Origin of the sequence: Mycobacterium sp. ACS4331, assembly GCF_001667265.1 — a bacterium.
GTDB lineage: Bacteria > Actinomycetota > Actinomycetes > Mycobacteriales > Mycobacteriaceae > Mycobacterium.
In genome coordinates this window covers 19,332-41,046 of the sequence record NZ_LZHW01000022.1, presented here as the reverse complement: position 1 = coordinate 41,046, position 21,715 = coordinate 19,332, and the positions used below count along the sequence as shown (strand labels likewise).

Here is a 21,715-nt window from a genome sequence, read left to right as displayed (position 1 = left end):
GGCTGAAACTTGACGGGTGTCAAGTGTAGGTGATCGCGGCCACTCGAGAAATCCGGGAGGCCGTGCTCTGGTTCGGTACGCTCGGTAGCCGTGTCCAGGCGACCATTCGCCCAGGTGGTGGGCGTTCTCGCCGCCATCGTCATGGCGGTCGCGGCGGGCGCCGGATGCTCCAGTCGGACCGACGCGCAGCGCGCCGCTCCCGATCCGGGTCTCGACTCGGGTGTCGTGCACACCCTGACCGGGCCCGTCCGCGGCCTCGTGGCCGCCGATTACCGTCTCTTCCAAGGGATTCCGTATGCCGCGCCACCGACGGGCGGCCTGCGGTGGGCGCCGCCGCAGCCGCCCCAGCCGTGGACTGGCCTCCGCGACGCCAGTACGCCCGGGCCGCGCTGCATCCAGGACACCGCGCTGGACCCGGGGAGCGGACGGCGGGACTCCGAGGACTGCCTGACGGTGAACGTGTGGACTCCGGCCGGGGCTGCCGACCGCCCCGTCATGGTGTGGATCCACGGGGGTGGATTCGCGAACGGCAGCGGCGCCATGTACGACGCGAGCCGACTGGTCGAGCGGGGCGACATCGTGGTCGTGACGTTCAACTACCGCCTTGGGGCGCTCGGGTTCCTCGCGCATCCCTCGCTCGGGCACGGCAACTACGGCCTGCTCGACCAGCAGGCCGCACTGCGTTGGGTGCGCGACAACATCTCGCGGTTCGGCGGCGATCCGGCCAAGGTCACGATCGCGGGGGAGTCGGCGGGCGCGATGTCGGTCTGCGACCACCTGGTCGCCCGCGAGTCCGCGGGCCTGTTCCGGGGCGCGATCCTGCAGAGCGGCCCGTGTCAGGCCCAGGCCGAACTGTCCGAGGCGCGCGACGTCAGCCTGCGCTATGCGGCCGAGGTGGGCTGCCCAGATCCGGCGACCGCCGCGGTCTGCCTGCGCGGTCTGCCGGCCACGGCGCTGGAGGGGTCGCCGGCCTTCTTCTCCATCGGGGCCGACGGCCTGAGCGGACCCGTGACGGGCACGCCGGAACTGCCCACCGATCCGGCCGCCGCCCTCGACGCGACGTCATCGCCGCGCGTGCCGATCCTGATCGGGACCACGCGCGATGAGTTCACCCTGTTCGCCGCGCTGAAGTTCCTGCGGTCGGGCCATGCGCCGACGGCCGCGGAGTACCCGAAGGAACTGTCGGAGACCTTCGGCGCCGACGCGGCGGGCATCGCGCAGCGGTATCCGCTCGAGCGGTACGGCGGCAGCGTCGAACTGGCCTACTCGGCCGCGGTCACCGACGGTGTGTTCGCGTGTCCGGCCGACCGGATGAGCGCCGCGATCGCACCCCATTCCCCGGTCTACGCCTACGAGTTCAACGACCGGACCGCACCGACGCCGCCCCCGCTGCGCGAGGTGCCGTTTCCGGTCGGGGCGAGCCATTCGCTCGAACTGCGGTACCTGTTCGACGTCGTCGGCGCCCCCGCCCTCAACGCCGACCAGCAGCGCCTGTCCGACGAGATGATCGGGTACTGGACCGAGTTCGTGCGGACCGGCGAGCCGGGCGGAGGCTGGCCCGCGTACGGCACCGACCCCGCGTGGATGTCACTGAAACTCGGCGGAAGTGAGGCCTTCACCTCATTCCGCGATGAACATCAGTGCGACTTCTGGGCGGGGCGGCCCGGCTGAGCGCGACCCAGCGAGGGGTCAGGCGCGTGAGACCCAGGTCGTGATGTCGGCGTGCACGACCTCCTGACCGCCCCGGTCGGTGATGCTGACACCCACCACGACCTCGGTGCCCTCGGTGATCGCCGCGAAGTCCGGCGGTTCGAGGCGGGCCGTCGCCCGCAGCGACGTTGTGGCCTTGGCGAGGTAGGTGACCGTCATCCCCTTCGGGATCCACCGATGTGTAGTGGGCACGGTGGCCTCCATGAGCATGCCCATCGCAACCTCGGCGGCGTTGCACGAGGCGATCGCGTGCACGGTGCGCAGGTGGTTGTGGACGAAGAACCATTTGGGGATCGTCACCTGTGCGCACCCCGGTTCCATGCGGTCGATGCGTGGCAGCACCGAGGCGAAATAGGGCACCCGCACCATGGCCGCGGCGGAGAACAGGAGCCTGCCCGCCGGCCGGGGTGAGAGCCGCTGCCACATCCGGTAGGTGCTGGTGGGACTCGTCATGACGGCATCTTACTGAGCAGTAAGATCGGACCGGATCCGGGATCGGGCAGGGATTTGGAGCAGGCCGGGATCTAGGGCATACTGTTCGGGTTGCCTTGAGCCGGATCGGTGCCCTCTGTGGCCCACCGACGCGAGGCATACGGCCTGCGTCCGTACGGACGCGTCCGGCCCCATTCTCGATCGCGATCAGTGAATGCATTGTCGCGGGCGGGAGAGCGTAAGGCGACACGCCCGACCGCGGGGGCCGGTGAACCAGAGACAGGTAAAGAGCGGCGGCACGCGAGCGCGAAGTCTGCGCCTGGGTGCGACGGTTGAACCCGACTGGGTCCCGACATGGGATCCAGTCACTGACAGTGAGGTAGGAGAAGCGTGGCGGGACAGAAGATCCGCATCAGGCTCAAGGCCTACGACCACGAGGCGATTGACGCCTCGGCGCGCAAGATCGTCGAGACGGTCACCCGTACGGGCGCCAGTGTGGTCGGACCGGTGCCGCTGCCGACCGAGAAGAACGTGTATTGCGTCATTCGGTCTCCGCATAAGTACAAGGACTCGCGGGAGCACTTCGAGATGCGGACGCACAAGCGGTTGATCGACATCCTCGACCCGACGCCGAAGACCGTTGACGCTCTCATGCGCATCGATCTGCCGGCCAGCGTCGACGTGAACATCCAGTAGGAGTCCTGAGACACATGGCACGCAAAGGCATTCTGGGCACCAAGCTGGGCATGACGCAGGTGTTCGATGAGAACAACAAGGTCGTTCCCGTGACGGTCGTCAAGGCCGGGCCCAACGTTGTGACGCGCATCCGCACCACGGAGCGCGACGGATACAGCGCAGTGCAGCTCGCCTACGGCGAGATCAGCCCGCGCAAGGTGAACAAGCCGGTCACCGGTCAGTTCAACGCGGCGGGAGTCAACCCGCGCCGGCATCTCGCCGAGCTGCGTCTTGACGACGAGGCCGCCGCCGCTGAGTACGAGGTGGGCCAGGAGCTGACCGCCGAGATCTTCGCCGACGGCGCGTACGTCGACGTGACCGGCACCAGCAAGGGCAAGGGCTTCGCAGGCACCATGAAGCGCCACGGCTTCCGTGGCCAGGGCGCCAGCCACGGCACGCAGGCGGTGCACCGCCGGCCCGGCTCGATCGGTGGCTGCGCCACCCCGGGTCGTGTCTTCAAGGGCACCCGCATGTCGGGCCGCATGGGCAGCGACAAGGTCACCACGCAGAACCTGAAGGTGCACAAGGTCGACGCAGAGAACGGCGTGCTGTTGATCAAGGGCGCCATCCCCGGCCGCAACGGCGGACTCGTCATGGTTCGCACCGCGATCAAACGAGGTGAGAAGTAGTCATGGCAAAAATTGACGTTTTGACGCCGGCAGGCAAGAAGGACGGAGCCGTCGAGCTTCCGGCCGAACTGTTCGACGTTGAGCCCAACATCGCGCTGATGCACCAGGTGGTGACGGCTCAGCTCGCGGCCGCCCGCCAGGGCACGCACTCGACCAAGACCCGCGGTGAGGTCCGGGGCGGCGGCAAGAAGCCGTATCGCCAGAAGGGCACCGGCCGCGCGCGTCAGGGTTCGACCCGCGCTCCGCAGTTCACCGGTGGTGGCGTGGTGCACGGCCCGAAGCCGCGCGACTACAGCCAGCGCACCCCCAAGAAGATGATCGCCGCCGCCCTGCGCGGGGCGCTCTCGGACCGGGCCCGCAACGAGCGCATCCACGCGGTCACGGAACTGGTCAGCGGCCAGACCCCGTCGACCAAGAGCGCACGGACGTTCCTGGAGTCCCTGACCGATCGCAAGAAGGTGCTCGTCGTCATCGGCCGCGCCGATGAGGTCAGCGCCAAGAGCGTGAACAACCTGCCGGGCGTTCACGTGATCGCGCCCGACCAGCTGAACACCTACGACGTGCTCAACGCCGACGACGTGGTGTTCTCGGTGGAGGCGCTGACGGCCTACATCGAGGCCAACACCGCCAACAAAGCCACCGAGGAGGTTTCGGCCTGATGGCAACCGTGACTGACCCCCGCGACATCATCCTGGCTCCGGTCATCTCCGAGAAGTCCTACGGATTGATCGAGAACAACGTGTACACGTTTGTGGTGCACCCGGATTCGAACAAGACGCAGATCAAGATCGCCATCGAGAAGATCTTCAGCGTCAAGGTCGACTCCGTGAACACCGCCAATCGCCAGGGCAAGCGCAAGCGCACCCGCACCGGGTACGGACAGCGCAAGGCCACCAAGCGCGCCATCGTCAAGCTGGCCGAGGGCAGCAAGCCGATCGACCTCTTCGGAGCGCCGGCGTAATCGCCGGGTAAGGGATTAACTGACATGGGAATTCGCAAGTACAAGCCGACGACCCCCGGTCGCCGCGGTGCCAGCGTCTCCGATTTCGCCGAGATCACTCGCGACCATCCGGAGAAGTCGCTGGTTCGCCCGCTGCACGGCAAGGGTGGACGTAACGCCCACGGCCGCATCACCACTCGCCACAAGGGTGGTGGCCACAAGCGCGCCTACCGCGTGATCGACTTCCGTCGCCACGACAAGGACGGCGTCAACGCCAAGGTCGCGCACATCGAGTACGACCCCAACCGCACCGCGAACATCGCGCTGCTGCACTACCTGGACGGCGAGAAGCGCTACATCATCGCGCCCCAGGGCCTCAAGCAGGGCGACGTGATCGAGCAGGGGCCGAACGCCGACATCAAGCCGGGCAACAACCTGCCGCTGCGCAACATCCCCGCGGGCACCGTGATCCACGCTGTGGAACTGCGCCCCGGCGGTGGAGCCAAGCTGGCCCGTTCGGCCGGCGTCAGCATCCAGCTGCTCGGCAAGGAGGGCACCTACGCCTCGCTGCGTATGCCGTCCGGTGAGATCCGCCGTGTCGACGTCCGCTGCCGCGCCACTGTCGGCGAGGTCGGCAACGCCGAGCAGGCGAACATCAACTGGGGCAAGGCCGGCCGTATGCGCTGGAAGGGCAAGCGGCCCACCGTTCGTGGTGTCGTGATGAACCCGGTCGACCACCCGCACGGCGGTGGTGAGGGTAAGACCTCCGGCGGTCGCCATCCGGTCAGCCCGTGGGGCAAGCCCGAGGGCCGCACCCGCAAGCCGAACAAGCCGAGCGACAAGCTCATCGTCCGCCGCCGGCGCACCGGCAAGAAGCGCTAGGCCGGGAAGGAATAAACGATGCCACGCAGCCTCAAGAAGGGCCCGTTCGTCGACGACCATCTGCTCAAGAAGGTCGACGTGCAGAACGAGAAGAACACCAAGCAGGTCATCAAGACCTGGTCCCGTCGGTCGACCATCATCCCCGACTTCATCGGTCACACCTTCGCCGTCCACGACGGTCGCAAGCATGTTCCGGTGTTCGTCACCGAGGCGATGGTGGGACACAAGCTGGGCGAGTTCGCCCCGACGCGGACGTTCAAGGGTCACATCAAGGACGACCGGAAGAGTAAGCGCCGCTGATGACTACCACGACTGAATACCCGTCCGCCACGGCCAAGGCGAAGTTCGTGCGCGTGTCCGCGAGCAAGGCTCGCCGCGTCATCGACCTGGTCCGCGGCAAGTCGGTCGCCGAGGCGCTCGACATCCTCCGGTGGGCGCCGCAGGCGGCCAGTGAGCCGGTGGCCAAGGTCATCGCGAGTGCGGCGGCCAACGCGCAGAACAACGACGGCCTGGATCCGGCCACCCTCGTGGTGGCCACGGTCTACGCCGACGAGGGCCCGACCGCCAAGCGCATCCGTCCGCGTGCCCAGGGGCGTGCGTACCGGATCCGCAAGCGCACGAGCCACATCACCGTGATCGTCGAGAGCCGTCCGGACCGCAAGGCCGGCGCCTCGGCCAGCAGCGCGCGTTCGCGTCGGGCGCAGGCCAGCAAGGCCGCGACCGCCAAGAAGGCTCCTGCCAAGGCTGACACCAAGACCAAGGCTTCTGCAGAAGCGAAGGAGGGCTCGGAGTAGTGGGCCAGAAAATCAACCCCCACGGCTTCCGCCTCGGTATCACCACCGACTGGAAGTCCCGGTGGTACGCCGACAAGCAGTACGCGGACTACGTCAAGGAAGACGTCGCCATCCGCAAGCTGCTGGCCACGGGCCTGGAGCGGGCCGGCATCGCCGACGTGGAGATCGAGCGCACGCGTGACCGCGTGCGAGTCGACATCCACACCGCGCGTCCCGGCATCGTGATCGGTCGCCGCGGCACCGAGGCCGACCGCATCCGCGCCGACCTGGAGAAGCTGACCGGCAAGCAGGTCCAGCTGAACATCCTCGAGGTGAAGAACCCCGAGGCCCAGGCGCAGCTGGTGGCCCAGGGCGTCGCCGAGCAGCTGAGCAACCGTGTGGCGTTCCGCCGCGCGATGCGCAAGGCGATCCAGTCGGCGATGCGTCAGCCCAACGTCAAGGGCATCCGGGTGCAGTGCTCGGGCCGCCTCGGCGGTGCTGAGATGAGCCGCTCGGAGTTCTACCGCGAGGGTCGCGTTCCGCTGCACACGCTGCGGGCCGACATCGACTACGGCCTGTACGAGGCCAAGACCACCTTCGGTCGCATCGGCGTGAAGGTGTGGATCTACAAGGGTGACGTCGTCGGCGGCAAGCGCGAGCTGCCCGCCGCCGCGCCGGCCGGATCCGATCGTCCGCGTCGTGAGCGTCCGTCGGGCAGCCGTCCGCGGCGCAGCGGTGCCTCGGGCACCACGGCGACGAGCACCGACGCAGGCCGCGCCGCCACCGAAGAGGCGCCCGCGGCGGCTGAGGCTGCCTCTGGCGCAGCTGAGAATACGGAGAGCTGATAATGCTGATTCCTCGTAAGGTCAAGCACCGCAAGCAGCATCACCCGAAGCAGCGTGGAATCGCCAGCGGCGGAACCACGGTCAGCTTCGGTGACTACGGCATCCAGGCGCTCGAGCATGCCTACATCACGAACCGGCAGATCGAGTCCGCCCGTATCGCCATCAACCGCCACATCAAGCGTGGCGGCAAGGTCTGGATCAACATCTTCCCGGACCGCCCGCTGACCAAGAAGCCTGCCGAGACCCGCATGGGTTCCGGTAAGGGTTCGCCGGAATGGTGGGTTGCCAATGTGAAGCCCGGACGCGTTCTGTTCGAGCTGAGCTACCCCAATGAAGAGATCGCCCGGGCCGCACTGACCCGCGCGATCCACAAGTTGCCTATCAAGGCACGCATCGTCACCCGAGAGGAGCAGTTCTGATGGCAGTGGGAATCTCCGCTGGCGAACTGCGCGAGCTCACCGATGAAGAGCTGACCGACCGCCTGCGCGAATCGAAGGAAGAACTGTTCAACCTGCGCTTCCAGATGGCCACCGGACAGCTCGACAACAACCGTCGGCTGCGCACGGTGCGTCAGGAAATTGCGCGCGTCTACACGGTGCTGCGCGAACGTGAACTGGGTCTGGCCGCCGGACCCGATGGTGAGGATTCGTAATGGCAGATACCAAGGGGCCGAAGTACACCCCGCGCACCGAGCAGCCTCGTGGCCGTCGTAAGACCGCCATCGGCTACGTCGTGAGCGACAAGATGCAGAAGACCATCGTGGTCGAGCTCGAAGACCGCAAGATGCATCCGCTGTACGGCAAGATCATCCGGACCACCAAGAAGGTCAAGGCCCACGACGAGGACGGGGTCGCCGGCATCGGTGATCGCGTGTCGTTGATGGAGACCCGCCCCCTCTCGGCGACCAAGCGCTGGCGCCTGGTCGAGATCCTTGAGAAGGCCAAGTAACCAGCACGCTGGATTCTGGCGCAGATGCCCACCGCGATCGATTGCGGTGGGCATCTTTGTGTTTGGGCGACGACCTCCCAGTTGCGGCTCCACCGCAGTGATGAACGTGACAGACGTCGGCATCGGTCGTCCCCCGCCTTCGCAGAGGTTAGCTGCCGGCACACCATATGCGATCGCTGTCAGGTTGCCGGCGCTGCTGCCCGGTGATCCCGACATCGGCCGACAGCGCCCTATCCAGGGCCGAGATGCGTAGGGCGCCAATAGGTCGACGCTCCCGTTATTCTTGCAGTCCGCAGGGCGCGCCCCTGGGGCGGGCCGGAGAAGTTTGCTGTCTGCATCCCAGGGCGGGGTGCTAAAGCTTGGTCAGATGACCTAAACCTCAACTACACTGGTCGGCGATGATTCGCCACCGTTCCATTCTTGTCCGACTTCTGCTAGTGCTTGGTCTGTTGACGCTGCCGCTGGCGCCGTCGGCATCCGCTGAGGCACTGCTGGTCGGCTCGCCGACACTGCCGTTGCGTGAGCTGGGCTCTGATCCAGATCTGCTGTTCTACGGCCAGAACGGGACGGTCGTGCTGAACATCCCAGTGCCCCAAGGGATGACACCGGAGTCGCTGAACGTCACCGTGCAGCTTCCGGTGCATGTCGGCAGCGCAAGTGTGACGGTCAGCCAGGACAATCGGCTGCTGACCAGCATCGAACTCCCGCCCGAGGGCGGCCCGCTGGTCATTCCCCTCACCGGCGTTGAAGTGAAGGACAATTCGGCAAGCCTGCTGGTGCGCAGCTACCTCCTGCCGGTCGAAGGCTACTGTCTGGATCCGTCCAATCCGCTGCGGCTTGCGAATTCAGCCGTCACGTTCGCCGGTGCGGAGACGTCGCCGACGACCATAGCCGACTTCCTGCCGCCCGTCCTGCGCAAGCTGGTCATTCACGTCGGTGCGTCTCCGTCACGGGCCGAGGCGGATGCGGTGCTGAAGCTGGCGACGGCCGTCACGGCGCACTACGGGGCGCAGCACCCGCAGGTGGTGGTCGAATCGCTGGCCAGCCCGGCGCCCGTCCCCGGCGAGGAGGCGATGCCGCTGGAGCGCCACATCGTGGTGTCCGAGGGGCCCGACGCCGGCCTCTCACTGATTGGTGCCGAAACCCTGCCCGCGCTGTTGATCTCGGGCCCGCCCGCGGAGTTGACCAACCAGACCCGCCTGCTCACCAGCGGGGTCGGTCGATTCGCCCTGAGCTCCAAGGCCGTCGCGGGGCCGCTGAAGTCGGTGCCCCAACTGGCAAGGAACGAGACCACCATCCGCGACCTGGGGCAGCCCGGTGTCAACGCCATCGCGCTGAACCCTCAGGTGGGTGTCAATCTCGACCAGACCCGGATGGGCCGCTCGGTCAAGGGTGTCCGGGTGCACCTGATCGGCTCCTACACGCCGCTGCCGACGACGATCGGTGGACAGGTCGTGGCGTCGGTGGGCGGCGAGATCGTCGCGCGCTGGCCCGCCGCGCCCAGCGGCACAATCGACCGCTGGGTTGAGGTGCCCGACCGTCTGCTGCAGCGCAGCACCACGCTGGCGGTGCAGGTGAACATCTCCGGAGACACCGGCCGATGCGGTGAGTTCCAGCCGATCACGCTGACCATCGACGGCTCGACCGTGGTCACCAGCGAGGCCGCACACCCGCCGGTGCCGAAGGGCTTCCAGTCCCTGCCACAGGCGATGATGCCGACGGTGCAGGTCGGCCTCGACATGGACCGCGAACCGCTGTCCGACCTGATCCGCGCGGTCAAGATACTGACCGGGCTGCAGCGGGTGTCCGCGCTGCCCTTCGGGATCGAGGTGACTCCGATCGCTGAGGCGGTCTCGTCGCCGCACCCCGCCGTGCTCATCGACGCCGACGGATGGAGCCACCCGCAGATCCAGCTTGCGATCAAGGCACCCGACACGGTCCCGATGACCCTCGACGTGGTTGATGACGAGGGTGAACCGACCACCCTCACGCTCGATCCCAAGGTGCGGTTCGGGTCCCTGCAGACCGTCGTCCAGGATGGCCGCTCGCTTCTGGTGGCGACCTCCAACGGCGGTGCAATCGACGAACTCGACAATCTGCTCAACTGGCTTGACGCCGACGAACGGCGTTGGTCGACGCTCAATGGGGTCGGTCTGGTGTCGGTGCCCGGCCGCGCACCTGTGACGGTGCCCGGCGGGCTGGAGTCCGGCATTGACGCGGCCCCGACGTCGTCCCGGTTGCCCTGGTTGGCCGCCGGCGGTCTGGCTGCCGGTGCGGCCGTCGTCGGCCTAGTCTGGCTGGTGCGGCGCAGGCCTTCGAGCGAGTGACGTGACGGCCCCTGCGAGCGCACCGCCGCAGGTGCAGCGGCCACCCTGGCAAGAGCGCCTGCATCCGGTGTACCGGTTGATCCTGCGGTGGGCCTACATCGCGATCCTGACCGTCTTCGCGTTCCAGGACACCCTGATTCGTTCGGTGCAGACCGTGACCGGCGGCGGCATGGGTGGTTATGTCTTCCTGGTTCCGGTGGCCGGCATCCTGGCCGCGATCGGGGTGGCGCGGCGCCACCGCACGGAACTGCCGATCCACGATCGGCAGACCGACGTGATCGTCGGGGTCATGGGATTGGTGTTCTCGCTTCTGATTCACGCCGTGCTGCTGCCGCGTTATTCGCTGTACTACAACCTGCTCCGGCTGGATCTGGTGGCGCTGTGGATGTTCGTCGCCAGCGCCAGCGTCGCGCTGTTCGGCCTGCGGCCGATGATCCGGTTCGCCTGGGTGTGGTGCCTGCTGTTCATGGTCTTCCCACTGCCCTACTACATCATGGTGTTCCTCCTGGGCGGCAACAAGATCGCCGGGGGCGTGGGAACCATGATCATCGCCGGTGTGGCGATCGGTATCGCGGTCGGGCGGCACTTCACCCGCGGGGTGTACGGCTCGCTCGGGGGTTGGGCGCTGGGTCTGACGATTCTCGGCGGCCTGGCCGTCTTCGCGCCCGACGCACCGCTGGCGGTCTATCAGTACCTGCCGCCGCTGGTGGCGATCTGCGTGGTGGGCATGGGCATGTTCTGGTTCTCCCGCCGCGGCGAACCCAAACGGCTGCTCGACCGCAAGGTCGAACCGGTTGCCGCCAAACAGATCTGGTCGGCAGTCCCGCTCGTGCTCGTGATCGCGGTCGGGCTTTCGCTGGTGCGCCTGCCCCAGGTGGGATTCGCGCCACCACTGCACGTGGACAACCTGCGCTTCGACGCCCCGTTGACCATGCCGGCCGGCTGGCATGTCGCGGACATCCAGACCTACGACTGGGTGAGGCGGTTGTACGGCGGTGACGCGACCCTGGTCCGGCAGAAGGTGGTCGCGGACTCCGGGGACCCCCGGTTCGACAAATTCGCCCGGCCCCGGACCCTGATGGTCGACACGTTGACGACGAATCGTCCATACGCCCTGAACATCTACCCCGCCCGCATGCTCTATCACCTCGAGGGTTCCCGGACCAGTGACATCAAGCCCGTCAGCCTGTCGTTCGGGGTGTCCGCGGGCATGTTCACCGTCGTCGACGACAGCCTGCTGGTGACCTGGGACCGCATTCAGTGGACCTGGACCAATGGCCGTACGTCGCAACGCATCCTGATCATCGCGGTCGACAATCACGAGGACACCGCACACTTCCCCGAACCCACCGGGGACCTCGCGGCCACCCTGAACACGATGCTCACGGTGCTGTTCCGCGGCAACGCGGCCGCGCTCGACTCCGCTCCCGAGTTCAAGGACCAGCTGCTGCTGATCGAGTTCGCGAACGCACTCGTGCGGGCCCAGCTCGAACCGCTGGGGGTCAAGCCATGACCACGACCGCGCGGGACTGGCCGCGGATTGTGGAGACCGCGACCGAGGAGGAGAAGCAGTACGCACTCGACCGGGCGATCAACGGTCTGCGCGAGGAACATCCACTGCAGTCCGCCTCGCAGGCGGTGTATGGCTGGCAGAAGCCGGTCCTGATCGCGCTGCTGCTGACCGTCGTCGCGTTCGCGGTCTGGCAGCCGATGGGCACGGCCGTGGCGCTGATCGGACTGTGCACCTTCGGCTACGTGCTGACGATGGTCGATCGCGTGCTGATCTTCAAGACCGGCCTGGCGTCGCGGCCGATCACGATCTCCGACGAGCAGGCCCGCGCGATCCCCGACGCCGAACTGCCGCGTTACACGATCCTGGTGCCCGCCTACGGCGAGCCCGAGGTGGTGGGGGACCTCATCGGCGCGATGTCCCAACTCGAGTACCCCCGCGACAAGCTGCAGGTGCTGCTCCTGCTGGAGGCCGACGACGACGTCACGATCGCCGCGGCCCGCAGATGCGGTGAGTCCGATGTCATCACCATCGTGCTGGTGCCGCCGGCCGAGCCCAGGACCAAACCGAAAGCGTGCAACTACGGCCTGCACTTCGCCACCGGTGACATCGTCACGATCTACGACGCCGAGGATCTGCCCGAGCCGCTGCAGCTGCGCCGGGTGGCGGCGGCCTTCCGCGGGCTGCCCGACGACATCGCCTGTGTCCAGGCCAAACTCGAGTACCACAACGGCAACCAGAACCTGCTGACCGGTTGGTTCACGGCGGAGTACGGGCTGTGGTTCGGATACCTGCTGCCCGGCATGATGCGCAGCACATCGCCGATTCCCCTGGGCGGCACGTCGAACCACCTGCGCCGCGACATCCTCGACGAGATCGGCGCGTGGGATCCGTTCAACGTCACCGAGGACGCCGATCTGGGCCTGCGCATCGACGCGTCCGGCTACCACACCGCCGTCATCGACTCGGCGACGCTCGAGGAGGCCAACAGCGACCCCATCAACTGGGTTCGGCAGCGGTCGCGCTGGTACAAGGGCTATCTGCAGACCTGGCTCGTGCATGTACGGCAACCGGTGAAGCTGTTCCGCATCCTGGGTCCGCGCAGCTTCCTGCGCTTCACGCTCGTGCTGGCGGGCACTCCGATCATCGCGGTGCTCAACCTGTTGTTCTGGCTCATCACCGTGCTGTGGTTCCTCGGGCAGCCGGAGGTGGTCGGGGCCGTGTTCCCCTGGTACATCTACTTTCCGGCGCTGATCGCGTTGGTGCTCGGCAACGCGGCCACACTGTTCATGAACATGATCGCGCTGCGCGAGGACGATCGGTCCGACCTGCTGATCCCCGTGCTCACCGTGCCCGCGTTCTGGTTGATGATGAGCATCGCGGCGGCCAAGGGCACCTATCAGCTCATCCGCAATCCGTCGTACTGGGAGAAGACCTTCCACGGTCTGTCGACCCGGCCCGACGACGCTGATGCCGACGCTGATGCCGACGCTGATGCCGGGCAGGCGACGTGACGGGACGACTGAGCGATCGGCGCTGCAAGCAGCTGCTCTTCGCTGCGGCGCTGATGCTCTATCTGGCGGTCGGCTGGTGGCTGCAGGTGCGGCAGGGCTTCATCCTCGGTGACGCGCTCTCGCGTGTGCAGTCCGCCGAAAGCGTGCTCTACAGCCGGGATCCGCATCTGGCCGCGATCGGGTTCATCTTCACCCCGCTGACCGCCCTGATGCAGTTGCCCGTGATCGTGTTCGCCCCGGTGTGGCCCGTACTCACCGGCCACGCGTTCGCGGGTTCGATCATGTCGGCAGTGTTCATGGCGGGCACGGTGATCCAGATCTTCTCGATGGGCACCGACCGCGGGCTGCCCCGCGGCTACACGTGGGCGATCACCGCGCTGTTCGCGCTCAACCCGATGATCGTGTTCTACGGCTCCAACGGCATGAGCGAGGCGCTGTTCCTCTTCTTCCTGGTGTGGTCGGTGCGCCGGCTGATCCTGTGGGTCGTCGACGACGACGTGCACCATCTGGTGGCCGCGGGTGGCGTCGCGATGGGCCTGGCGTACCTGACCCGGTATGACGCGGTCGGCACCGTCGCCGCCGCAGGCCTGATCGTCGGCGTCACGACCTATCTTCGGGCCCGCCGCCCACCTCGGGTGCGGCGCGCGATCCTGGACGTGCTGCTGGTCAGCCTGCCCGGGTTGGCGGCGTTCGCCGGCTGGGCCGCGGCGAGCTGGCTGATCACGGGGGACGCCTTCGCGCAGTTCAGCTCCGAGTACGGGAACAAGGCGATCCTGGAGCAGTCCGGCGGTGGGCAGGTGGCCGGTTTCGGCGCGGGCCTGTCCTTCGCCGCGGTCTGCACCACGCTGCTGGCGCCGACACTGCTTCCGATCGCGGCATGGGCGGGTTATCTGCGCTGGCGCAGGCCGCATGCGGCGATGCTCGTGGTGCCACTCCTGATGTACGGCGCGGTGCTGGCGTTCCAGGCCTACACCTATGCCAGCGGTGCCACATTCGGGTTCCTGCGGTTCTACATCGTCGCCATTCCCTTTGCGGCGACCATGGCTCTGCTGGCCGTGCCGGACGGGCAGTTCGCCAAGCCCAAGCGACCGGGCCGCAACGCCCCTGCACCATCGGAGGTCGCCAGCACGCGGCCCACCCGGATCTCCCATGCGGCGGTGGCGTTGGTGTTGGCGGCCGGGATTCCGGTGACGGCGTGGGGCATGACGCTGCCGACGTATGCGCCCCAGGAGTATGCGTTGGGCACGGTGCTCAACCCGGACCCGGACGACACGAGCCCCCGCAAGGCCGTCGAACGCCGCATCGCGGCGACGTTCTCGACCGAACGCCGGATCGCCGAGCACCTCGACGCATTGGATCTGCCCGAGAGTTCGGTGATCACCGACACCGTGTACGGCTTCGCGGTGGTGGCCGCCTCGGAGCGGCCCAAGACCTTTGTGGTGCCGTCTGATCCGGACTTCACGGCGCTGCTCAACAATCCCTCGGCGGGGGGCATCAAGTACCTGCTGGCGGTGCCGCCGACGGGCCGTGGCGTCTCCGACGCGCTGAACCAGCGGTACCCCACTCTGTATGACACCGGGGCGGACATCGCGACGCTGGAGCTGGAGATCCCCAACGACGGCGACAGCCAACCCGACTGGCGGCTCTACCGGGTCACCGAACCGTCGGCAAAGGGTGCGTGACACGGCTCCGATCAGCCGCTCAGCAGCGATTTCTCGGTGTAGTGTCGCCGCGGGTTGACCAACAGATCGGATTGCACCATGGCCACCGAATTCACCGGGCGGATCGAACTCGACATCCGGGACTCCGAACCGGATTGGGGGCCGTTCGCGGCGCCGACCGCACCTGAGAACGCACCGAACGTGCTGTATCTGGTGTGGGATGACACCGGAATCGCGACCTGGGACTGCTTCGGCGGTCTGGTGGACATGCCCAACATGAGCCGTATCGCGCAGCGCGGTATCCGGCTGTCGCAGTTCCACACCACGGCGTTGTGCTCGCCGACCCGAGCGTCGTTGCTGACGGGGCGCAACGCGACCACGGTCGGGATGGCCACCATCGAGGAGTTCACCGACGGCTTCCCGAACTGCAGCGGGCGAATCCCGTTCGAGACGGCGCTGCTGCCGGAGGTGCTCGCCGAGCGCGGCTGGAACACCTACTGCATCGGCAAGTGGCACCTGACCCCGCTGGAGGAGTCCAATCTTGCTGCCACTAAACGACATTGGCCGCTGAACCGCGGGTTCGAGCGGTTCTACGGCTTCATGGGCGGAGAGACCGACCAGTGGTATCCGGACCTGGTCTACGACAACCATCCGGTCGAACCGCCCGCGACGCCGGAGCAGGGGTACCACCTGTCCAAGGACCTCGCGGACCGCACGATCGAGTTCATCCGCGACGCCAAGGTCATCGCGCCCGACAAGCCGTGGTTCAGCTACGTGTGCCCGGGTGCCGGACACGCACCGCATCATGTGGCCGCCGAGTGGGCCGACCGGTACGCCGGTCGGTTCGACATGGGCTACGAGCGGTACCGCGAGATCGTGCTGGAGAACCAGAAGGGGCTCGGCATCGTCCCGCCCGACACCGAACTGTCGCCGATCAACCCGTACGCAGATGCCGTCGGCCCGAGCGGCGAGCCGTGGCCGCTACAGGACACCGTGCGCCCCTGGGACGACCTCGACGACCAGGAGAAGGGCCTGTTCTGCCGGATGGCTGAGGTGTTCGCCGGATTCCTGAGCTACACCGACGCCCAGATCGGGCGCATCCTCGACTATCTCGAGGAGTCGGGGCAGTTGGACAACACCATCATCGTGGTGATCTCCGACAACGGGGCCTCCGGCGAGGGTGGGCCGAACGGTTCGGTCAACGAGGGCAAGTTCTTCAACGGCTACGTCGACACCATCGAGGAGAGCCTGCACCTCAAAGACCAGCTCGGCAGCCCGGACACCTACAACCACTATCCCAACGGTTGGGCGATGGCGTTCAACACGCCCTACAAGCTGTTCAAGCGCTACGCCTCGCACGAGGGCGGCATCGCCGACCCCGCGATCATCTCGTGGCCGGCCGGGCTCGCCGCGCACGGCGAGGTGCGGGACAACTACATCAACGTCGCCGACGTCACCCCCACGGTGTACGAACTGCTCGGCCTCACCCCGCCGGCGACGGTGCGCGGTGTCCCGCAGAAACCCCTGGACGGCACGAGTTTCGCTGCCGCCCTGCGTAATCCGGACCTGCCCACCGGTAAGGAGACCCAGTTCTACTCCATGCTGGGCACCCGAGGGATCTGGCACCGGGGCTGGTTCGCCAACACCGTGCATGCCGCAACCCCTTCGGGCTGGGGACATTTCGAAGACGACCGGTGGGAGCTGTTCCACATCGAAGCCGACCGCAGCCAGTGCCACGACCTGGCCGAGCAGCACCCCGAGCGGCTCGAGGAGCTCAAGGCGCTGTGGTTCGCCGAGGCCGAGAAGTACAACGGACTGCCGCTGGCGGACCTGAACATCTTCGAGGTGTACGCCCGGGAACGGCCGTATCTGTCGGGCGCGCGCACATCCTTCACCTATTACCCGGATGCGGCCGTGGTGGGCATGGGCGCCTCGGTGGAGTTTCGCGGGCAGTCGTTCTCGGTGCTGGTCGACACCGTCGTGACCGACGAGACCGCGGCCGGTGTGCTGTTCAAACACGGTGGCGGGCACGGCGGGACCGTGCTCTATCTCGCCGACGGTGCGCTGCACTTCGTCTACAACTTCATGGGGGAGGACGAGCAGGTCGTCAGCGCCGAGAACGCGGTGACCCTGGGCGCGCACATCTACGGCGTCCGCTGGGAGCGCACCGGCACGGTCGAGGGCAGCCACACTCCGGTGGGCACCGCCACCCTCTACATCGACGACGCGGCGGTCGCGTCCCTGGCGGGCGTGCGGGCCCACCCGGCGAGCTTCGGCCTGGCCGGCACCGGCATCTCGGTCGGCCGCAACGCCGGTCAGCAGGTGTGCGGCCGGTACCGGGCGCCGTTCCCGTTCACCGGCGGCACCATCGCCAAGGCCGTCGTGGACATCTCCGGCACGCCCTACGTCGACGTCGAGCGCGAACTCGCCGCGGCCTTCGCGAAGGACTGAACGGTGTCGAGGGGGAGAGGGGTCGTCGCCGCGGTGTCCGCCGTGCTCGCGGTGTCGGCGTGCTCGCAGCCGTCCGGGGGGACGGCGGTGGCCACCAGCAGCGTTGAGCCGAACGCGGTGACCTCGACGACCGATGCCGTGCCTCCCGCGGCCACGGGGTCGACCACATCTGCGTCGTCTGAGGTTCCGGGCGTGGTGCCCACGTCGCCGGACCGCATCCCGCCCAACGCGCTGATCTGTATGCCGACCCCGGCCGGCGCCGGGGAGGCCACTCGTGCCTCGGTGTCCGATCCCGCGGCGCCCCGGATCACCATCACCGTGCCCGCGGGGTGGTCGTCGGCGCCGGGGCAGGGCGACACCGCGCTGACGCTGACGGGCCCGGAGGGCACCTCGGGTGAGGTGACGATCGTGCGGACCGGACTCGAACCGGCCGAGGCGTTCACCGAGTACAACGACGAACTGTTCGCCCGGTCGGACTTCTCGGTGGTCAACACGCTGCCCGCCCAGTTCTGTGGCTTCAGCGGTCAGCGACTGTTCGGGACGTGGGCCGACGCACCGGGTGAGGGCATCGACTTCGCGAACCGGATCACGCACATCTGGACCAACACCGGCAACTACCTGGTCACCATCCATCTGCAGGGGCCCAACGACTCCGCCGGCCTGGCCGCAGCGAAAGACACGCTGCTGGCCGACTTCCCGATCGTCATACCCTGAACCCGATGCTGTCTGAGTTGGTCCACCTGCCCGGCGCCACCTTCCGGATGGGGTCGACGAGCTTCTACCCGGACGAGGCGCCGATCCACACCGTGACCGTGGGCCCGTTGGCCGTCGAACGGCATCCGGTGACCAACGCGCAGTTCGCCGAGTTCGTCGCTGCCACCGGGTACCTCACGCTCGCCGAGCGTCCGCTCGACCCCGTCGACTACCCGGGCGTGGCAGAGGCCGACCTGGCGCCCGGGGCGCTCGTGTTCACCCCCACCGAGGGCCCTGTCGACCTGCGCGATTGGCGGCAGTGGTGGCGTTGGGTGCCCGGCGCGAGCTGGCGTCACCCGTTCGGTCCGCACAGTTCGCTCGACGGCCGCGACGATCACCCGGTGGTGCAGGTCGCCTACCCGGACGCGTGCGCCTATGCGGCCTGGGCGGGCCGGCGGCTGCCCACCGAGGCCGAATGGGAGTACGCCGCGCGCGCCGGCTCGACCGGCACCTACGCATGGGGCGACGACGCGGCACCCGGCGGGATGCTGATGGCCAACACCTGGCAGGGCCGGTTCCCGTACCGCAACGACGGCGCGCTGGGCTGGGTGGGCACGTCCCCCGTCGGTGCCTTCCCGGCCAACGCATTCGGCCTGGTCGACATGATCGGGAATGTGTGGGAGTGGACGACGACGGTGTATTCGGCGCACCACCGGGTGGGGGTGGGCGGGAAGGGCTGCTGCACCCCGTCCGCCGACCCGCAGCAGCAGCGCGCGGATCCGGCCGTCAACCAGGCACTCAAGGGCGGTTCGCATCTGTGCGCACCCGAGTACTGCCATCGCTATCGACCCGCGGCCCGCTCGCCGCAGTCGCAGGACAGCGCGACGACGCACATCGGCTTCCGCTGCGTGGTGTGACGCCCGCCGGCGGCCCGGCACGGGCCCGAACTGCGGCGATTTGGTGCTGACCGGCTCGTCACCTAGACTCTAGGGGTTGCCGTGGGCAGACCTCGGCTGACAGATGTGCCTATGTCTGTTGGCCCCGCGTGCCCTTCGGTGACAGAGACCGCGCATGTCAGGTTATTTCGCCTGCCCGAGTAACGATTATCGGACAGGCAGGTCCTCTGTCGTGCACACGAACAATTCAGGTCTGAGGAGATCGAGTGATTCAGCAGGAATCGCGGCTGAAGGTCGCCGACAACACGGGCGCCAAGGAGATCTTGTGCATCCGCGTGCTCGGCGGCTCGTCGCGGCGCTACGCCGGCATCGGTGATGTCATCGTGGCCACCGTCAAGGACGCCATCCCCGGCGGCAACGTGAAGCGGGGTGACGTCGTGAAGGCCGTCATCGTGCGCACGGTCAAGGAGCGTCGTCGGGCCGACGGCAGCTACATCAAGTTCGATGAGAACGCGGCCGTGATCATCAAGGCCGACAACGATCCGCGCGGCACCCGCATCTTCGGGCCGGTCGGTCGCGAGCTGCGTGAGAAGCGCTTCATGAAGATCGTCTCGCTGGCTCCGGAGGTTTTGTAAATGAAGATCCACAAGGGCGACACCGTCCTCGTCGTCTCCGGCAAGGACAAGGGTGCCAAGGGCAAGGTCCTGCAGGCGTACCCGACCCGCAACCGGGTCCTGGTCGAGGGCGTCAACCGCATCAAGAAGCACACCCCTGTGTCGGCGAATGAGCGCGGCGCATCGTCGGGCGGCATCGTCACCCAGGAGGCGCCGATTCACGTCTCCAACGTGATGGTCGTCGACTCGGACGGTAAGCCCACCCGCGTCGGCTACCGCACCGATGAGGAGAGCGGCAAGCGCGTCCGCATCGCCAAGACCAACGGCAAGGATATTTAGTCAGATGACCACGGCAGAAAAGGTTCAGCCCCGGCTGAAGCAGCGCTACCGCGAAGAGATCAAGGACGCGCTCAACAAAGAGTTCAACTACGCCAACGTGATGCAGATCCCGGGCGTGGTGAAGGTCGTCGTCAACATGGGTGTCGGTGACGCCGCCCGCGACGCCAAGCTGATCAACGGCGCCGTCAACGACCTGACCCTGATCACGGGCCAGAAGCCGGAGATCCGCAAGGCCCGCAAGTCCATCGCGCAGTTCAAGCTCCGCGAGGGCATGCCGATCGGCGCGCGCGTCACGCTGCGCGGCGACCGGATGTGGGAGTTCCTCGACCGGCTGATCTCGATCTCGCTGCCCCGTATCCGCGACTTCCGTGGGCTGAGCCCCAAGCAGTTCGACGGCACCGGCAACTACACCTTCGGCCTCACCGAGCAGTCGGTGTTCCACGAGATCGACGTGGACTCCATCGACCGCCCGCGCGGTATGGACATCACCGTCGTCACCTCGGCGACCAACGACGACGAAGGTCGCGCGCTGCTGCGGGCCCTCGGCTTCCCGTTCAAGGAGAACTGAGCAGATGGCAAAGAAGGCTCTGATCAACAAGGCCAACAAGAAGCCGAAGTTCGCGGTGCGTGCCTACACCCGCTGCAACAAGTGCGGCCGGCCCCACGCGGTCTACCGCAAGTTCGGGCTGTGCCGCATCTGCCTGCGCGAGATGGCGCACGCAGGTGAGCTGCCCGGCGTGCAGAAGTCCAGCTGGTAAGCGACCAGGCCGAACAGACCAACTTTTAGAAGGGCGCGGTAGGCCTGCCCGGGTTCAACTCGGACCGGGAACCGCCGCGAGGAAGGTGACACACCTGTCATGACAATGACGGATCCGATCGCAGACTTCTTGACGCGTCTGCGCAACGCCAACTCGGCGTACCACGACGAGGTGACCCTGCCGCACTCGAAGATCAAGGCCAACATCGCCGAGATCCTCAAGAGCGAGGGTTACATCAACGACTACCGGACCGAGGATGCCCGCGTGGGCAAGTCGCTGGTCGTCTCACTCAAGTACGGCCCCAGCCGCGAGCGCAGCATCGCCGGCCTCCGCCGGGTGTCCAAGCCCGGTCTGCGGGTGTACGCGAAATCCACCAACCTGCCTCGGGTGCTCGGCGGCCTGGGCGTGGCGATCATCTCCACGTCCTCGGGTCTGCTCACCGACCGCCAGGCAGCACGACAGGGCGTGGGCGGCGAAGTCCTCGCTTACGTCTGGTAGCGGAAGGCGGATTAAGACATGTCTCGAATTGGTAAGCAGCCGGTTCCGGTTCCCGCCGGAGTCGACATCTCGATCGACGGACAGAACCTGTCCGTCAAGGGCCCGAAGGGCACGCTGTCGCTTGAGGTCGCCGAGCCCATCGCGGTTTCGCGCGACGACGACGGTGCCATCGTGGTCACCCGTCCGGACGACGACCGGCGTAACCGCAGCCTGCACGGGCTCTCGCGGACGCTGATCGCCAACCTGGTCACCGGTGTCACCGAGGGCTACACCACGAAGATGGAGATCTTCGGTGTCGGTTACCGCGTGGTGGCCAAGGGCAGCGACCTCGAGTTCGCCCTGGGCTACAGCCATCCGGTGCTGATCACCGCTCCAGAGGGTGTGACCTTCGCGGTCGAGACCCCGACGAAGTTCTCGATCTCCGGCATCGACAAGCAGAAAGTCGGCCAGATCGCGGCCAACATTCGCCGCCTGCGGAAGAGCGACCCCTACAAGGGCAAGGGCATCCGCTACGAGGGTGAGCAGATCCGCCGCAAGGTCGGAAAGACAGGTAAGTAGCT

General features: G+C 67.2%; 26 protein-coding genes. 25 read left to right on the top strand and 1 reads right to left on the bottom strand.

Translation table 11 applies throughout. From position 1 onward, the window contains the following. The first annotated feature begins 141 nt into the window (after positions 1-141). Positions 142-1,671, top strand: coding sequence for a carboxylesterase/lipase family protein (locus A5727_RS06500; protein ID WP_068246470.1), 1,530 nt, complete (start codon positions 142-144; stop codon positions 1,669-1,671). Positions 1,672-1,689: 18 nt separating this feature from the next. Here the strand turns inward: A5727_RS06500 and A5727_RS06495 are convergent, their stop codons facing one another. Beyond that, positions 1,690-2,163: a hotdog fold domain-containing protein gene (locus A5727_RS06495; RefSeq protein WP_068246399.1), complete on the bottom strand. Its 474-nt coding sequence runs from the start codon at positions 2,161-2,163 to the stop codon at positions 1,690-1,692. A 369-nt stretch (positions 2,164-2,532) separates the two neighbouring features. Between A5727_RS06495 and rpsJ the strand changes: the two genes are divergently transcribed. The 24 genes from rpsJ to rplF all read left to right on the top strand — a co-directional run bounded on the left by rpsJ (position 2,533) and on the right by rplF (position 21,713). Further along, complete coding sequence (rpsJ, locus tag A5727_RS06490) at positions 2,533-2,838, top strand: 30S ribosomal protein S10 (protein WP_003883485.1); 306 nt, start codon at positions 2,533-2,535, stop codon at positions 2,836-2,838. A 14-nt stretch (positions 2,839-2,852) separates the two neighbouring features. Then, on the top strand, positions 2,853-3,506 hold the full coding sequence (rplC, locus tag A5727_RS06485) for a 50S ribosomal protein L3 (protein ID WP_068246394.1): 654 nt from the start codon (positions 2,853-2,855) through the stop codon (positions 3,504-3,506). A gap of 2 nt (positions 3,507-3,508) precedes the next feature. Continuing rightward, positions 3,509-4,165 (top strand): 50S ribosomal protein L4, encoded by a 657-nt coding sequence (rplD, locus tag A5727_RS06480; RefSeq protein WP_068246391.1) that lies wholly within the window; start codon positions 3,509-3,511, stop codon positions 4,163-4,165. After that, positions 4,165-4,467: a 50S ribosomal protein L23 gene (rplW, locus tag A5727_RS06475; protein WP_068246388.1), complete on the top strand. Its 303-nt coding sequence runs from the start codon at positions 4,165-4,167 to the stop codon at positions 4,465-4,467. Before rplD ends, rplW begins: the two co-directional genes overlap by 1 nt. Before the next feature lie 24 nt (positions 4,468-4,491). Further along, positions 4,492-5,328: a 50S ribosomal protein L2 gene (gene rplB, locus A5727_RS06470; protein ID WP_068246385.1), complete on the top strand. Its 837-nt coding sequence runs from the start codon at positions 4,492-4,494 to the stop codon at positions 5,326-5,328. A gap of 18 nt (positions 5,329-5,346) precedes the next feature. Beyond that, positions 5,347-5,628 (top strand): 30S ribosomal protein S19, encoded by a 282-nt coding sequence (gene rpsS / locus A5727_RS06465; protein ID WP_003892827.1) that lies wholly within the window; start codon positions 5,347-5,349, stop codon positions 5,626-5,628. Further along, positions 5,628-6,122 carry a 50S ribosomal protein L22 gene (gene rplV, locus A5727_RS06460; RefSeq protein ID WP_068246382.1) on the top strand — a complete coding sequence of 165 codons (495 nt, stop codon included), beginning with the start codon at positions 5,628-5,630 and terminating at the stop codon, positions 6,120-6,122. Before rpsS ends, rplV begins: the two co-directional genes overlap by 1 nt. After that, positions 6,122-6,946, top strand: a complete 825-nt coding sequence (gene rpsC, locus A5727_RS06455) for a 30S ribosomal protein S3 (RefSeq protein ID WP_068246374.1) — start codon at positions 6,122-6,124, stop codon at positions 6,944-6,946. Before rplV ends, rpsC begins: the two co-directional genes overlap by 1 nt. A gap of 2 nt (positions 6,947-6,948) precedes the next feature. Then, positions 6,949-7,365 carry a 50S ribosomal protein L16 gene (gene rplP, locus A5727_RS06450; protein WP_068246372.1) on the top strand — a complete coding sequence of 139 codons (417 nt, stop codon included), beginning with the start codon at positions 6,949-6,951 and terminating at the stop codon, positions 7,363-7,365. Then, a complete protein-coding gene (gene rpmC, locus A5727_RS06445) occupies positions 7,365-7,598 on the top strand; it encodes a 50S ribosomal protein L29 (protein WP_068246371.1) in 234 nt (77 codons plus the stop codon). The genes rplP and rpmC overlap by 1 nt, the downstream gene beginning before the upstream one ends. Beyond that, a complete protein-coding gene (gene rpsQ, locus A5727_RS06440; RefSeq protein ID WP_068246369.1) occupies positions 7,598-7,894 on the top strand; it encodes a 30S ribosomal protein S17 in 297 nt (98 codons plus the stop codon). Before rpmC ends, rpsQ begins: the two co-directional genes overlap by 1 nt. Positions 7,895-8,343: 449 nt before the next feature. Continuing rightward, a complete protein-coding gene (locus tag A5727_RS06435; protein WP_231991974.1) occupies positions 8,344-10,221 on the top strand; it encodes a hypothetical protein in 1,878 nt (625 codons plus the stop codon). Between the two features lies 1 nt (position 10,222). Next, on the top strand, positions 10,223-11,734 hold the full coding sequence (locus A5727_RS06430) for a hypothetical protein (protein ID WP_068246362.1): 1,512 nt from the start codon (positions 10,223-10,225) through the stop codon (positions 11,732-11,734). Continuing rightward, entirely contained in the window at positions 11,731-13,245 is a 1,515-nt protein-coding gene (locus A5727_RS06425) for a glycosyltransferase (protein ID WP_068246359.1), read from the top strand. The genes A5727_RS06430 and A5727_RS06425 overlap by 4 nt, the downstream gene beginning before the upstream one ends. A 53-nt stretch (positions 13,246-13,298) precedes the next feature. After that, entirely contained in the window at positions 13,299-14,927 is a 1,629-nt protein-coding gene (locus A5727_RS06420) for a glycosyltransferase family protein (RefSeq protein WP_068246467.1), read from the top strand. A gap of 78 nt (positions 14,928-15,005) precedes the next feature. Further along, entirely contained in the window at positions 15,006-17,357 is a 2,352-nt protein-coding gene (locus A5727_RS06415; protein WP_068246354.1) for an arylsulfatase, read from the top strand. 3 nt (positions 17,358-17,360) lie between these two features. Then, positions 17,361-18,071: a DcrB/PsbP domain-containing protein gene (locus A5727_RS06410; RefSeq protein ID WP_068246352.1), complete on the top strand. Its 711-nt coding sequence runs from the start codon at positions 17,361-17,363 to the stop codon at positions 18,069-18,071. Positions 18,072-18,076: 5 nt separating this feature from the next. Further along, complete coding sequence (locus A5727_RS06405; RefSeq protein ID WP_068246350.1) at positions 18,077-18,967, top strand: formylglycine-generating enzyme family protein; 891 nt, start codon at positions 18,077-18,079, stop codon at positions 18,965-18,967. 245 nt (positions 18,968-19,212) lie between these two features. After that, positions 19,213-19,581 carry a 50S ribosomal protein L14 gene (gene rplN / locus A5727_RS06400; RefSeq protein ID WP_068246349.1) on the top strand — a complete coding sequence of 123 codons (369 nt, stop codon included), beginning with the start codon at positions 19,213-19,215 and terminating at the stop codon, positions 19,579-19,581. Beyond that, positions 19,582-19,899, top strand: coding sequence for a 50S ribosomal protein L24 (gene rplX / locus A5727_RS06395; RefSeq protein ID WP_068246347.1), 318 nt, complete (start codon positions 19,582-19,584; stop codon positions 19,897-19,899). It abuts the gene before it with no gap. 4 nt (positions 19,900-19,903) lie between these two features. Continuing rightward, positions 19,904-20,467, top strand: a complete 564-nt coding sequence (rplE, locus tag A5727_RS06390) for a 50S ribosomal protein L5 (RefSeq protein WP_068246345.1) — start codon at positions 19,904-19,906, stop codon at positions 20,465-20,467. 4 nt (positions 20,468-20,471) lie between these two features. Continuing rightward, positions 20,472-20,657 (top strand): type Z 30S ribosomal protein S14, encoded by a 186-nt coding sequence (locus tag A5727_RS06385; RefSeq protein ID WP_068246342.1) that lies wholly within the window; start codon positions 20,472-20,474, stop codon positions 20,655-20,657. Between the two features lie 99 nt (positions 20,658-20,756). Then, complete coding sequence (rpsH, locus tag A5727_RS06380; protein ID WP_068246339.1) at positions 20,757-21,155, top strand: 30S ribosomal protein S8; 399 nt, start codon at positions 20,757-20,759, stop codon at positions 21,153-21,155. A gap of 18 nt (positions 21,156-21,173) precedes the next feature. After that, entirely contained in the window at positions 21,174-21,713 is a 540-nt protein-coding gene (gene rplF / locus A5727_RS06375) for a 50S ribosomal protein L6 (protein ID WP_068246337.1), read from the top strand. Positions 21,714-21,715 lie beyond the last annotated feature (2 nt).